General features: G+C 75.0%; 2 protein-coding genes. Both read left to right on the forward strand.

The features are described from left to right. Nucleotides 1-2,624, forward strand: a 2,624-nt coding sequence (locus ACFCX4_RS24645; RefSeq protein ID WP_376146170.1) for a type I polyketide synthase, incomplete at its 5' end; no start/stop codon positions are given. Nucleotides 2,625-2,632: 8 nt separating this feature from the next. Beyond that, nucleotides 2,633-15,979, forward strand: a 13,347-nt coding sequence (locus tag ACFCX4_RS24650) for an SDR family NAD(P)-dependent oxidoreductase (protein WP_376146173.1), incomplete at its 3' end; no start/stop codon positions are given.

Below are 15,979 nucleotides of genomic sequence, written 5' to 3' on the forward strand. Positions count from 1 at the left end.
GCAGTGGGCTGATGCGTCGTGGTGGTGATTCGCCGGAGCGGTTGTTCGCCGCGCTGGGGCGGTTGTGGGCGGACGGGGCCGTCGACTGGAGGCCGCCGGCGACCACGGCCACGGGGGCGGTGCGTGTGCCGTCGTACGCCTTCCAGCACCAGCACTACTGGCTCCACCCCACCACCGCGGCACCGGCCGGTGACGGCCGGATCGACCACCCGGTGCTGCGGGACGCCATGGAACTCCCCGACGACAACGGCGTGGTGCTGACGGGACGGCTCGCCACCGCCGCGCAGCCGTGGCTCACCGAGCACGTGATCTCGGGCTCGCCCCTGCTGCCCGGCGCGGCGTTCGTGGACCTGGCGCTCCGGGCCGGCGAGTACGTCGGCTCCCCGTCGGTCGAGGACCTGACGCTGGAGGCACCGCTGGTGGTGGCGGACGGTGTCCAGGTGTCCGTGACCGTCGGCCCCGACCGGGCCGGCCGGCGCAGCCTCTCGATCCACTCCCGGACGGACGGCGAGTGGGTGCGGCACGCCGGCGGGACCCTGGGCGCCGAACCCGTCGCACCATCGGATCCGTGGGCACGGCAGTGGCCGCCGCAGGCCGAAGCCGTCGGCCTCGACGCCTTCTACGACGACCTGGCCGACGCCGGGTTCGCCTACGGCACGGCCTTCCAGGGCCTGCGGGCGGCCTGGCGCGACGGCGACACCCTCTACGCGGAGGTGGCCGCACCCGTCGGCGAAACCCGGTTCGTCCTGCACCCCGCCCTGCTCGACGCCGCGATCCAGACCGTGACCGTGGCCGACGACCGGGCGAAGATGCCGTTCTCCTTCGCCGGGATCTCCTGCCGGAGCGGCGCCGAGCACGCCCGGGTCCGGCTGACCCTGACCGGCGAGGACACCTGCGCGATCGCCCTCGCCGACCACTCGGGCGCGCCGGTCGCCGGGATCGCCTCGCTGACCCTGCGCCGGCCGACCGGGGCCACCGCGCGCGACGTGCCGTACCGGGTGGCGTGGCCGGTCCTGGAAGCGGCGACCACCGCACCGGACGTCCCGGTCCACCACGCCGCATCGCCCGTCGAGACCCTGCGGGTGATCCAGGACTTCCTCGCCACGGACACCCCGCGGATGGTGGTCGCCACGCGCAACGCCGTGCCGGTCCGGCCGGGCGAGGACGTCGACCCGCAGGCCGCCGCCGTCTGGGGCCTGGTCCGGTCGGCCGCCACCGAGCACCCCGGCCGGTTCGTGCTGGTCGACCGTCAGGACGGCGACGAGGTCCGGCTGGCCGGCGACGAACCCCAGCTCGCGCTCCGGGCCGGCGCCGTCCACGTCCCCCGCCTCGAACGGGCGCGGACCGAACCGCTGCCCTCGCCGCTCGGCCCGGTGGGCACGGTGCTCGTCACCGGCGGCACCGGCACCCTGGGCGGCACGATCGCCCGCCACCTCGCCGTCCGGCACGGCGTGCGGCACCTGCTGCTGGTCAGCCGGAGCGGCCCGGACGCCCCGGGCGCCGCCGCGCTGACCGCCGACCTGGCCGCCCTGGGGGCGACCGCCGTCGTCGTGGCGTGCGACGTGTCCGACCGGGATGCGGTGGCGCGGCTGCTCGCCGACCACCCGGTCACCTCGGTGATCCACGCGGCGGGCACGCTGGCCGACACCGTCGTGGAGTCCCTCACCCCGCAGCAGTTCGCGCGCGTGTGGGAGCCGAAGGCCCTCGCGGCGCGGCACCTCCACGAACTGACCTCGGACCTGGAGGCGTTCGTGCTCTTCTCGTCGGCGGCCGGCGTGCTGGGCGGCGCCGGCCAGGCGAACTACGCGGCGGCGAACGCCTACCTCGACGGCCTCGCCGCCCACCGGCACGCCCAGGGCCGGCCGGCCGTGTCGCTCGCCTGGGGCTACTGGGCGGAGGCCAGTGGCATGACCGGAGGCCTGACCGCCACCGACCGGCACCGCCTGGCCAGGGCCGGTGTGCGGGCGCTGCCGACGGCGGACGCGCTGGCCCTGTTCGACGCCGCGCTGACCGCCGGCGTCCCCACCCTCGCCCCCGTCGGGTTCGACCTGCCGGCCCTGCGCCGGGCCGGCGACCCGCCCGCCCTGCTGCGGGAGCTGGTACGGCCCCGGCGCAGGCGGACCGCCGACCGGGTGTGGACGCAGGACGACGTGCTGCGGCTCGTCGTGGGCCAGGTCGCCCTCGTCCTGGGGCACGCGTCACCGGAGGCGGTCGACCCCGACCGGGCGTTCACCCACATCGGGTTCGACTCCCTCACCGCCGTGGAACTGCGCAACCAACTCGACGCGGACACCGGTCTGCGCCTGCCCGCCACGCTCGTCTTCGACCACCCCACCCCGGCCCGCCTCGCCGCCCACGTGCACGCACGGCTGCACGGCACCGGACCCGATCCCCTGCTCGCCGAACTCGACCGGCTCAAGTCCACCCTGGACGCGGCGGCCGCCGAGGCCGACTACGAGACCGTCGCGGCCCGCCTCGAAGGGCTCCTCGCGGCCTGGACCGCCAAACGCACCGGCTCCGCGGCCGGTGTCGACGAGGCCAGCGACGACGAACTGTTCAGCCTGCTCGACGACGCGCACCGCAGGACCGAGGTCATCCGCTCGGGCGAGTCCCGCAACGCTTAGGAGTAGCGATGTCCGACGAAGAGAAGCTCCGCACGTACCTCAAGCGCGCCACGGCCGACCTGGGGGTGCTCGGCAAGCGCCTCTCCGCCATGGAGGAGGCCGCGCGCGAGCCGATCGCGATCATCGGCATGGGCTGCCGCTACCCGGGCGGAGTGGAGTGCCCGGACGGCCTCTGGCGGCTCGTCTCGGACGGCGCCGACGCGATCACCGAGTTCCCGCCGGACCGCGGATGGGACGTCGTCCACGACCCCGACCCGGACCGGCCGGGTACGACCTACAGCCGGTCGGGCGGTTTCCTCGCCGACGGCGCCGGCTTCGACGCCGACTTCTTCGGGATCTCGCCGCGTGAGGCGCTGGCGATGGACCCGCAGCAGCGGGTGCTGCTGGAGACCGCCTGGGAGACCTTCGAGCACGCCGGCATCGACCCGACCACGCTCGGCGGCAGCCGCACGGCCGTGTTCACCGGCCTGTGGTCCTCCGGCTACGGCAACCAGCCGCCGCCGGACCTCGAAGGTTTCCTCGCCACCGGAACGGCCACCAGCGCCACGTCCGGGCGGGTGTCGTACCTGTTGGGGCTGGAGGGTCCGGCGGTGTCGGTGGACACGGCGTGTTCGTCGTCGCTGGTGGCGATCCATCTGGCGGCGCAGGCGCTGCGGGCGGGTGAGTGCTCGCTGGCGCTGGCCGGCGGGGTGACGGTGATGGCGACGCCGGCGGGGTTCGTGGAGTTCTCGCGGCAGCGCGGCCTCGCGGTCGACGGCCGGGTGAAGGCGTTCGCCGAGGCGGCCGACGGGACGTCCTGGGGCGAGGGCGCGGGCCTGCTGCTGCTGGAGCGGCTGTCGGACGCGCGTCGCAACGGGCACCGGGTGCTGGCGGTGGTGCGGGGTTCGGCGGTCAACCAGGACGGCGCGTCGAACGGCCTCGCGGCGCCGAACGGTCCGTCGCAGGAGCGGGTGATCCGTCAGGCGCTGGCCAACGCCGGACTGTCCACGGCGGACGTGGACGCGGCGGAGGCGCACGGCACGGGGACGACGCTCGGTGACCCGATCGAGGCGCAGGCGCTGCTGGCGACCTACGGCCAGGGGCGGGACGAGCCGCTGTGGCTGGGGTCGGTGAAGTCCAACATCGGCCACACCCAGGCGGCGGCCGGTGTGGCGGGCGTGATCAAGATGGTGATGGCGATGCGGCACGGCGAACTGCCGCGGACCCTGCACGTGGACGCGCCGACCTCGCACGTCGACTGGTCGGCGGGCCGGGTCTCGCTGCTCACCGAGGCCCGCCCGTGGCCGGAGACGGGGCGTCCCCGCCGGGCCGGCGTCTCGGCGTTCGGCATCAGCGGCACCAACGCGCACGTGGTGATCGAGGCGGCCGACGAGGAGCCGGCGCCTGGTTCGGCGGAGCCGGCGGGCGGGGTGGTGCCGTGGGTGCTGTCGGCGAAGTCGGAGCCGGCGCTGCGGGACCAGGCACGGCGGCTGGGGGCGTTCCTGGCCGGGCACCCGGGGGTCGGCGCGGCTGCGGTGGGCCGGGCACTGGCGGGGCGGTCGTGCTTCGAGCACCGGGCGGTACTGAACGGTGTCGGGGCTTTGGGGGCTCTGGCGGAGGGGCGGTCGGTGCCGGGTCTGGTGACGGGTGTGGCCGGTGCGGTGGGCCGGTCGGTGTTCGTGTTTCCGGGGCAGGGTGCGCAGTGGGTGGGGATGGGTGGGGAGTTGTACGTCTCGGAGCCGGTGTTCCGGGAGGTGGTGGATGCGTGTGATGCGGCGTTGGCGCCGTTCACGGACTGGTCGTTGGTGGAGGTGTTGACGGGTGGGGGTTCGCTGGAGCGGGTGGATGTGGTGCAGCCGGCGCTGTTCGGGGTGATGGTGGCTTTGGCGGCGTTGTGGCGTGCCCATGGTGTGGAGCCGGATGCGGTGGTGGGGCATTCGCAGGGGGAGATCGCGGCGGCGTGCGTGGTGGGGGCGTTGTCGTTGGAGGATGCCGCGAAGGTGGTGGCTCTGCGGAGCCGGGTCCTGGTGGCTCTGGCGGGCCGGGGCGGGATGGTGTCGGTCGGCCTCGGGCACGAGCGGGCGGTCGGGTTCGTGGCCCGCTGGGGCGACCGGCTGACGGTGGCGGTCGTCAACTCGGCGGACAGCGTGGTGGTCTCGGGTGACCTGGACGCGCTGGAGGAGCTGCTGGCGGCCTGTGAGGCCGACGGTGTCCGGGCCCGCCGTCTGCCGGTCGACTACGCCGCCCACTCGGCCCAGGTCGAGGCGATCCGCGAGCAGCTGCTCACCGACCTCGCCGACGTCCGGCCCCGGTCCGCCGAGATCCCCTTCTACTCCACCGTCACCGCCGAACCGGTCGACACCGCCGGGCTCGACGCCGGCTACTGGTACCGCAACCTCCGCGAACCCGTCCTGTTCGACCGGACCACCCGACTGCTGCTCGACCACGGGCACACCGTCCTCGTCGAGGTCAGCCCCCACCCGGTCCTGGTCTCCGCCGTCGAGGAGACCGGTCACCACCACGGCTCCGAGGTCCTCGCCACCGGCACGCTCCGGCGCGACCGGGACGACTTCCTCACCGCGCTCGGCCGCCTGCACGTCCGCGGTGTCCCCGTCGACTGGCGGCTCCCGGACGGCACCGAGCCCGTCGGCCTTCCGACGTACGCCTTCCAGCGCCGGCCGTACTGGCTGCGGCCCGTCCCGGCGGCGTCGGGCGACCACCCGCTGCTCGGCACGTTCGTGGCACTGCCCGACGGCGCGGTGCTCGGCGGACGGATCTCGCTCGCCACCCACCCGTGGCTGGCCGACCACGCCGTGCGGGGCTCCGTCCTCCTGCCCGGCACCGCGTTCGCGGAGATGGCGGCGTACGCGGCCGGCCGGCTCGGCCGCGCGGTCGAGGAGCTGGTGCTCGAAACGCCGCTCGTCCTCGACGACGCCCCGGTTCACCTCCAGGTCGTCGTGGGCCCCGGGGACGACGGCCGCAACCCGCTCACGGTGTACTCGCACGACGGCGACGCGTGGGTGCGGCACGCCACCGGGACGCTGGGCGAGGAGCCGGTGCTGAGCGCCTGGGACTGGCCGGCGGCCGGTGAGCCCCTCGACGTCGACGGGCTCTACGACGCGCTGTCCGTGCTCGGCTACGAGTACGGACCGGCGTTCCAGGGCGTCACGGCGGCCCGGCGGGTCGGTGACACCGTCTACGCGGAGGTGGAGCTTCCCGCCGAGGAACCCTTCGCCCTGCACCCCGCGCTGCTCGACGCCGCCCTGCACCCCATGGCGTTCCTCACCGACCGCACCGGCCTGCCGTTCGCGTTCACCGGGGTGACGATCCGGCAGGCCGCCCGCGGGCCGCTGCGCGTCCGCCTGTCCGCCACCGGGCCGGACACCTACGCCGTGGCCGTGGCCGACCGGGACGGCACCCCGGTCGCGGCCGTCACGTCGCTGACCGTCCGGGACGCCACCGCCGTCCCGGACAGCCTGTACGCACTGGACTGGGTCCCGCTCGAACCGGCACCGACGGGCGGCGCCGCCGCGGACCCGGCCGTCCACGAGGTGGCCGGGCCGGAGCCCGGGGCGGACACCGTCGAGGCGGCGTACGAGAGCGCGCGGCGCGTCCTCGCCGTGATCCGGGAGCACCTGGCGGGCGACCGGCCGCGGCTGGTGGTCGTCACCCGCGACGCGGTCGCCGCCGTGCCCGGTGACGTGGTCGGCCTCCACCACTCGATGGTCTGGGGCCTGGTCCGGTCCGCGCGGGCCGAGCACCCCGACCGGTTCGTCCTGGTCGACGCCGACCCGACCTGGGACCCCGCGCTGATCGCCGGCACGGACGAGCCGGAACTGGCGGTGCGCCGGGGGGCGCTGTACGCCCCCCGCCTGGTGCGCGTCGGCGCGGGCCTCACCCCGCCGGACGGGACCTGGCGGCTGGAGGACACCGGCACCGGCAGCATCGACGACCTGGCGCTGGTGCCCCGCCCGGAGCTCATGGAGCCGTTGGGTCCCGGACAGGTCCGGATCGCCGTGCGGGCGGCCGGACTCAACTTCCGGGACGTGCTGATCGCCCTCGGCGTCTACCCCGGCGCGGCCCTGATGGGCGGCGAAGGCGCGGGCGTCGTCCTCGAAACCGGCCCGGACTCACGCTTCCGGCCCGGCGACCGCGTCATGGGCCTGGTGCCCGGCGCCTTCGGCCCGGTCACCGTCGCCGACCAGCGGGTGCTGGTCCGGATGCCCGGCGACTGGTCGTTCGCCAGGGCCGCGTCGGTGCCCGTGGTGTTCCTGACGGCCTGGTACGGGCTGTGCGACCTGGGTGGGCTGGGGGCCGGTGACCGGGTGCTGATCCATGCCGGTACCGGTGGTGTCGGCATGGCGGCGATCCAGCTGGCGCGGCGGCTCGGGGCGGAGGTGTTCGCGACCGCGAGTCCCGCCAAGTGGCACGTCCTGCGGGCCCTGGGCCTGGACGAGGAGCACATCGCCTCCTCCCGGACCCTGGAGTTCGAGCAGAGGTTCCCGTCCATGGACGTGGTGCTGGACTCGCTGTCCGGCGAGTTCGTCGACGCCTCGCTGCGGCTGCTCGTGCCCGGTGGCCGGTTCGTGGAGATGGGCAAGACCGACATCCGCGACGCGGCCGACCATCCCGGCATCGTCTACCGGGCGTTCGACATCGCCGAGGCGGGACCGGAGCGGCTCGGCGAGATCCTGGACACCGTCATGGCGGCCTTCGCGGACGGCGGGTTCACCCCGCTGCCGCTGGAGGTGCGCGCGGTCCGCGAAGCGGTCGACGTGTTCCGGTTCATGAGTCGGGCGGCGCATGTGGGGAAGATCGTGCTGACCGTTCCGGTGGCGTTCGATGCGGTGGGTACGGTGCTGATCACCGGTGGTACGGGGACGCTGGGCGGTCGGGTGGCCCGGCACCTGGTGGCCGAGCGGGGTGTGCGGCACCTGTTGCTGGTCGGTCGTGGTGGTGGCGGGGCGGAGCTGTGCGAGGAGCTGGCCGCGCTGGGTGCGTCGGTGACGGTGGCCGCCTGCGACGTGGCCGACCGCGATGCGCTGGCGGCCGTGCTGGACGCGGTTCCGGCCGCGCACCCGCTGACCGCCGTGGTCCACGCCGCCGGCGTGCTCGACGACGGCGTGGTCGAATCCCTCACCCCCGAACGCCTCGCCGCGGTCTGGGACCCCAAGGCACGGGCGGCCTGGAACCTGCACGACCTCACCCGGGGGCGGGACCTGACGGCGTTCGTCCTCTTCTCCTCGGCGGCCGGAACGCTCGGCAGCCCCGGCCAGGCCAACTACGCCGCGGCCAACACCTTCCTCGACGCCCTCGCCGTGCACCGGCGCGCCCTCGGACTGCCGGCGACCTCGCTGGCCTGGGGCTACTGGGCCGAGGCCAGCGGCATGACCGGGCACCTGACCGGTACCGACCAGGACCGGCTGACGCGGGCCGGGGTGGTGCCGCTGGCCACCGACCACGCACTGTCACTGTTCGACGCGGCCCTGGCCGCGGACCGGGCCGCGCTGGTGCCGGTACGCCTCGACCTGTCCGTGCTGGCGGACGCCCCGGCGGCCCCGGCGGCCCTCAAGGGCCTCCTCGCCCGCAAGGCGGCCCGGCGCCCGGCGCGCCAGGGCGCGATCGCCGACCGTCTGCGGACGCTGCCGGAGGCCGAACGGCTCCGTGCCGCCCTCGACCTGGTCACCGCCACCACCGCCGCCGTGCTCGGTCACCAGGAACCGGGGGCCGGCTGGGAGCGGCAGCCGTTCAGGGAGCTCGGCTTCGATTCCCTGACCTCCGTCGAGCTCCGCAACCGGCTCAACACCGCGACCGGCCTGCGCCTGCCCGCCACCGTGACGTTCGACCACCCCACCCCGCGTCAGCTCGCCGAGCACCTGCTGACCGGGATCCTCGGTGCGGGTGTGGTGTCGGTGGTGCCGGTGGTGGGTGCGGTGTCGTCGGATCCGGTGGTGATCGTGGGGATGGGGTGCCGGCTGCCGGGTGGGGTGGGGTCGCCGGAGGAGCTGTGGGCTCTGGTGTCGGGTGGGGTGGATGCGATCGGGGGGTTCCCGTCGGATCGTGGGTGGGACGTGGAGGGGTTGTTCCATCCGGATGCGGATCATCCCGGGACGTCGGTCACGCGGTCGGGTGGTTTCCTGGACGATGCGGCCGGTTTCGATGCCGATTTCTTCGGGATCTCGCCGCGTGAGGCGTTGGCGATGGATCCGCAGCAGCGGGTGTTGCTGGAGACGGCGTGGGAGACGCTGGAGGACGCGGGGATCGATCCGACGTCGCTGCGGGGCAGCCGGACGGGCGTCTTCACCGGGATCTGGGCCTCCGGCTACGGCGACCAGGCACCCGCCGACGCCGAGGGCTACCTCGGTACGGGCGCCGCGACCAGCGTGACCTCCGGCCGGATCGCCTACCTGCTGGGACTGGAGGGCGCGGCGGTCTCACTGGACACCGCCTGCTCGTCCTCGCTGGTGGCGATCCACCTGGCGGCCCAGGCGCTCCGCTCGGGGGAGTGCTCACTGGCGCTGGCCGGCGGGGTGACGGTGATGGCGACCCCACTGGGGTTCACGGAGTTCTCGCGGCAGCGCGGCCTGGCCCCCGACGGCCGGGTGAAGGCGTTCGCCGAGGCGGCCGACGGCACGTCCTGGGCCGAGGGCGCGGGCCTGCTGCTGCTGGAACGCCTGTCGGACGCACGTCGCAACGGGCACCGGGTGCTGGCGGTGGTGCGGGGCACCGCGGTGAACCAGGACGGCACCTCCAACGGCCTCGGAGCGCCGAACGGTCCGTCGCAGGAGCGGGTGATCCGTCAGGCGCTCGCGAACGCGGGCCTCTCGACGGCGGACGTGGACGCGGTGGAGGCGCACGGCACGGGGACGCGGCTCGGTGACCCGATCGAGGCGCAGGCGCTGCTGGCGACGTACGGCCGGGACCGGGTGGAGCCGTTGTGGCTGGGGTCGGTGAAGTCGAACATCGGCCACACCCAGGCGGCGGCGGGTGCGGCCGGTGTGATCAAGATGGTGATGGCGATGCGGCACGGCGAACTGCCGCCCACGCTGCACGTGGACGCGCCGACCTCGCACGTCGACTGGGAGTCCGGGAACATCCGGCTGCTCACCGAGGCCCGGCCCTGGCCCGACAACGGCCGGCTGCGTCGTGCGGGCATCTCGGCGTTCGGCATCAGCGGCACCAACGCGCACGTGGTGATCGAGGCTGCCGACGAGGAGCCGGTGCCTGGTTCGGCGGAGCCGGCGGGCGGGGTGGTGCCGTGGGTGCTGTCGGCGAAGTCGGAGCCGGCGTTGCGGGAGCAGGCGCGGCGGCTGGGGGCGTTCCTGGCCGGGCACCCGGGGGTCGGCGCGGCTGCGGTGGGCCGGGCGCTGGCGGGGCGGTCGTGCTTCGAGCACCGGGCGGTACTGAACGGTGTCGGGGCGTTGGGGGCTCTGGCGGAGGGGCGGTCGGTGCCGGGTCTGGTGACGGGTGTGGCCGGTGCGGTGGGCCGGTCGGTGTTCGTGTTTCCGGGGCAGGGTGCGCAGTGGGTGGGGATGGGTGGGGAGTTGTACGTCTCGGAGCCGGTGTTCCGGGAGGTGGTGGATGCGTGTGATGCGGCGTTGGCGCCGTTCACGGACTGGTCGTTGGTGGAGGTGTTGACGGGTGGGGGTTCGCTGGAGCGGGTGGATGTGGTGCAGCCGGCGCTGTTCGGGGTGATGGTCGCGCTGGCGGCGCTGTGGCGTGCCCATGGTGTGGAGCCGGATGCGGTGGTGGGGCATTCGCAGGGGGAGATCGCGGCGGCGTGCGTGGTGGGTGCGTTGTCGTTGGAGGATGCCGCGAAGGTGGTGGCTCTGCGGAGCCGGGCCCTGGTGGCTCTGGCCGGCCGGGGCGGGATGGTGTCGGTCGGCCTCGGGCACGAGCGGGCGGTCGGGTTCGTGGCCCGCTGGGGCGACCGGCTGACGGTGGCGGTCGTCAACGCCCCGGGTTCGGTGGTGGTGTCGGGCGACGTGGACGCGCTGGAGGAGCTGCTGGCGGCCTGTGAGGCCGACGGTGTCCGGGCCCGCCGTCTGCCGGTCGACTACGCCGCCCACTCGGCGCAGGTCGAGGCGATCCGTGAGCAGCTGCTCACCGACCTCGCCGACGTCCGGCCCCGGTCCGCCGAGATTCCCTTCTACTCCACCGTCACCGCCGGACCGATGGACACCGCCGGGCTCGACGCCGGCTACTGGTACCGCAACCTCCGCGAACCCGTCCTGTTCGACCGGACCACCCGACTGCTGCTCGACCCGGGCAGCCGCCCCGTCTTCGTCGAGATCAGTCCGCACCCCGTGCTCACGCCCGCGCTGGAGGAGCACGAGACGGGGCTGGTGACCGGCACCCTGCGCCGTGACCACGGCACCCCGGCCGAGTTCCTGTCCGCCGCGGCGCGGCTGTTCGTCGGGGGTGTCCCGGTGCGGTGGCCGTCCCCCGAGGGGGAGCGGGTCGCGCTGCCCACCTACCCCTTCCAGCGGACCCGGTTCTGGCTCGCCGCCGGCGCGGGAGACGTGTCCGCGGCCGGGCTCGACTCGGTGGACCACCCGCTGCTCGGCGCCGCCGTGGAGGTCGGCGAGCAGCGGGTCCTGACGGGCCGGCTCTCCCTGGCCACCCACCCCTGGCTCGCGGACCACTCCGTCCTGGGGACGGTGCTGCTGCCCGCGACGGCGTTCGTGGAACTGGTGGTGCGGGCGGCCGGGGCGGCCGTGGAGGAGCTGGTCCTGGAGGCGCCGCTGGTCCTGCCCGCGGACGGTGCGGTGGACGTGCAGGTCGTCGTCGGCGAGCCGGACGGGACCGGCAGCCGCACGGTCGACGTCCGCTCCCGCACGGACGGCTGGGTCCGCCACGCCACCGCCACGGTGAGCGGGAAGCCCGTGGCCGGGCAGGAACTGACGCAGTGGCCGCCGGCCGGCGCGGAACCGGTCACCGGGCTCTACGACACGCTCGCCGCGGCGGGCTACGAGTACGGGCCGGCCTTCCAGGCCGTGCAGGCGGTGTGGCGCCGAGGCGACGAGGTGTTCGCCGAGGTCACCGTGCCGGACGCGGCCCGGTACTCCGTCCACCCGGCCCTGCTGGACGCCGCCCTGCAACCGCTGGCCCTGCTGTCCGGCACCGAGGGCGAGGCGCGGCTGCCGTTCTCGCTGGGCGGGATCGCGGTCCACCGCACCGGCGTGACCTCCGCGCGCGTGCGGCTGACGGTGGTGCGCCCCGGCACCTTCGCCGTCCACCTGGCGGACCGGTCGGGCGAGCCCGTGGCGACCATCGAGGCGCTGACCACCCGCCCGATGGCCGAACGCGGCCCGCTGTACGCCCTCGACTGGGTTCCGCTCACTCCCGGTGAAGGCGCGCTCGGCGACGCCGTGGTCTCGCCCGGCTCGGTCGCCGAGGCGCTGACGGCCGTCCAGGAGTTCCTGGCCGGGCCCGGCGAACGGCTCGTGGTGCACACCCGCGGCGCGGTCGCCGCCGTTCCCGGTGACGCGGTGAGCGACCCGGAGGCCTCGGCCGTCTGGGGCCTGGTCCGGTCCGCGCAGTCCGAACACCCCGGCCGGTTCGTCCTGGTGGACGCCGACGAGCTGCCCGACGGCCTGGCGGTCGGCGACGAGGACCAGGTGGCCGTGCGCCGTGGTGTCGTCCTCGTGCCCCGGCTCGTGCGTTCCGCGCCGGAGGCGGGGTACGACGGACGGCTGACCCGGTCGGCCACGGGCAGCCTGGACGACCTCGCCTTCCTGCCGTACGAACAGGCCCCGCCCGGGCCGCACGAGGTCCGGGTCGCCGTGCGGGCGGCCGGCCTGAACTTCCGGGACGTGCTGATCGCCCTCGGCGTCTACCCGGACCCGGCGCTGCTCGGCAGCGAGGGCGCGGGCGTCGTCACCGAGGTCGGTGCCGAGGTGACCGCGCTTCGGCCGGGCGACCGGGTCGCCGGGCTGCTGCCCGGCGCGTTCGGCCGGGTGGCCGTCGCCGACCAGCGGGTGCTGGTCCGCATCCCCGACGAGTGGACGTTCGCCGAGGCGGCCACCGTGCCGGTCGCGTTCCTGACGGCCTGGTACGGGCTGTGCGACCTGGGTGGGCTGGGGGCCGGTGACCGGGTGCTGATCCATGCCGGTACCGGTGGTGTCGGCATGGCGGCGATCCAGCTGGCGCGGCGGCTCGGGGCGGAGGTGTTCGCGACCGCGAGTCCCGCCAAGTGGCACGTCCTGCGCGCCCTGGGCCTGGACGAGGAGCACATCGCCTCCTCCCGGACCCTGGAGTTCGCCGACCGGTTCGGACCCTTCGACGTGGTGCTGAACTCGCTGTCCGGCGAGTTCCTGGACGCCTCCCTGCGGCTGCTCGCGCCCGGCGGCCGGTTCGTGGAGATGGGCAAGGCCGACATCCGGCCCGGCGTGCTGGCCTTCGACCTGGCCGACGCGGGACCGGAGCGGCTCGGCGAGATCCTGGCCGAGGCCGTCCGGCTGCTCGGCACCGGTGAGCTGCGTCTGCCGCCGCTCACCGCCTGGGACGTCCGCCGCGCGAGGGACGCCTTCCGGTTCATGAGTCGGGCGGCGCATGTGGGGAAGATCGTGCTGACCGTTCCGGTGGCGTTCGATGCGGTGGGTACGGTGCTGATCACCGGTGGTACGGGGACGCTGGGCGGTCGGGTGGCCCGGCACCTGGTGGCCGAGCGGGGTGTGCGGCACCTGTTGCTGGTCGGTCGTGGTGGTGGCGGGGCGGAGCTGTGCGAGGAGCTGGCCGCGCTGGGTGCGTCGGTGACGGTGGCCGCCTGCGACGTGGCCGACCGCGATGCGCTGGCGGCCGTGCTGGACGCGGTTCCGGCCGCGCACCCGCTGACCGCCGTCGTCCACGCCGCCGGCGTGCTCGACGACGGCGTGGTCGAATCCCTCACCCCCGAACGCCTCGCCGCGGTCTGGGACCCCAAGGCACGGGCGGCCTGGAACCTGCACGACCTCACCCGGGGGCGGGACCTGACGGCGTTCGTCCTCTTCTCCTCGGCGGCCGGAACGCTCGGCAGCCCCGGCCAGGCCAACTACGCCGCGGCGAACGCCTACCTCGACGGCCTGGCCGCGTACCGGCGTGCCCGGGGCCTGCCGGGGGTGTCGCTGGCCTGGGGCCACTGGGCCGAGACCAGCGGGCTGACCGGGCGGATGTCCGAGGCCGACGGTGCACGCCTCGCCCGCGCGGGCCTGCTGCCGATGGCGACCGGGCACGGACTCGGGCTCTTCGACGGGGGTCTGGAGAGCGCGGAGCCGGCGGTGGTCGCGGCCGTGCTCAAGGTGTCCGCGCTGGGCGACCGGCCGGTGCTGCGAGCGCTGGCACGTGCCCGCAAACCGGTGCGGACCACCGGGCTGGCGGGCGACCTGGGAGCGCTCCCCGAGGCCCGGCAGCGCGAGGTCCTGCTCGACCTGGTCCGCAGCCACGCCTCGGCCGTCCTGGGCCGCAGCGACGAGGTCGACGGCGACCTGGCCTTCAAGGAGCTGGGCTTCGACTCGCTGACCGCGGTGGAACTGCGCAACCGGCTCTCCACGGTGGTCGGAACCAGGCTGCCGGCGACGATGATCTTCGACCACCCGACCCCGGCCAGGTTGGCCGAGTACCTGCGCGAGGTGGTCCTCGGCCGGGAGCGCCGGACGTCCGCCCCCGTGCCGGCCGTTGCGCCGGTGTCGGGTGATCCGGTGGTGGTGGTCGGGCTGGGGGCCCGGTATCCGGGTGGGGTGGGGTCGGCGCAGGAGTTGTGGGAGGTGGTGTCGGGCGGGGTGGACGCGGTCGGGGACTTCCCGTCGGACCGCGGATGGGACGTGGGCCGTCTCTACGACCCGGCCGGTGCTCCCGGGACGTCCTACACACGGTCGGGTGGTTTTCTCACCGACGCGGCCGGTTTCGATGCGGCGTTCTTCGGGATCTCGCCGCGTGAGGCGCTGGCGATGGATCCGCAGCAGCGGGTGCTGCTGGAGACGGTGTGGGAGACGTTCGAGGACGCGGGGATCGATCCGACGTCGCTGCGGGGCAGCCGGACGGGCGTCTTCACCGGCATCTGGGCGTCCGGCTACGCGGGCGGAGTGGACCAGATCTCGCGTGACGCGGACGGCTACGTGGCCACCGGTACGGCGACGAGTGTGACCTCCGGGCGGGTGTCGTACCTGTTGGGGCTGGAGGGTCCGGCGGTGTCGGTGGACACGGCGTGTTCGTCGTCGCTGGTGGCGATCCACCTGGCGGCGCAGGCGCTGCGGGCGGGGGAGTGCTCGCTGGCGCTGGCCGGCGGGGTGACGGTCATGGCGACACCCGCCGCCTTCGTCGACTTCTCCCGCCAGCGGGGGCTCGCGGCCGACGGCAGGGTGAAGGCGTTCGCCGAGGCCGCCGACGGCACGGCGTGGGGTGAGGGTGCGGGGCTGGTGCTGCTGGAGCGCCTCTCCGACGCGCGTCGCAACGGTCACCGGGTGCTGGCGGTGGTGCGGGGTTCGGCGGTGAACCAGGACGGGGCGTCGAACGGGCTGACCGCGCCGAACGGTCCGTCGCAGGAGCGGGTGATCCGTCAGGCGCTCGCGAACGCGGGCCTCTCGACGGCGGACGTGGACGCGGTGGAGGCGCACGGCACCGGGACCACGCTCGGCGATCCGATCGAGGCCCAGGCAATCCTGGCGACCTACGGCCGGGACCGGGTGGAGCCGTTGTGGCTGGGGTCGGTGAAGTCGAACATCGGCCACACCCAGGCCGCCGCCGGTGTGGCCGGTGTGATCAAGATGGTGATGGCGATGCGGCACGGTCAACTGCCGCCCACGCTGCACGTGGACGCGCCGACCTCGCACGTCGACTGGTCGGTGGGCCGGGTCTCACTGCTCACCGAGGGCCGCCCGTGGCCGGAGACGGGGCGCCCCCACCGGGCCGGCGTCTCGGCGTTCGGCATCAGCGGTACCAACGCGCACGTGATCCTGGAGGCCCCGGACCCGGCTCCGGACCCGGACCCGGCTGAGGGTCCCTCGTCCGGGTCGCCCGCCGCCCTCGCGCCTGCCCCCGTCCCCGCCGCCGCGCCCGCGCCCGTCGTGCCGGTGCCGTGGCTGCTGTCGGCCAAGTCCGAACAGGCGCTCCGGGCCCAGGCCCGCAGGCTGCAGGCGTACGTGGCCGAGGAGGCCCCCGACCCGGAGGGCGTCGGCGCCGGGCTCGCCGCGCGGACCCGGTTCGCCCACCGGGCCGTGGTGACCGGACCGGACGCACTGGCGGCCCTGGCGCGGGGGGAGGCGCACCCCGGGCTGGTGACCGGCGAGGCCCGTAACTCGGGCGGGTCGGCGTTCGTGTTCTCGGGTCAGGGTGGTCAGTGGGTGGGGATGGGGCGTGGTCTGTATGACGTGTTCCCGGTGTTCGCGGGGGTGTTGGAC

It is taken from the genome of Kitasatospora sp. NPDC056327 (assembly GCF_042261735.1).
In the GTDB taxonomy this organism is placed as follows: domain Bacteria; phylum Actinomycetota; class Actinomycetes; order Streptomycetales; family Streptomycetaceae; genus Kitasatospora.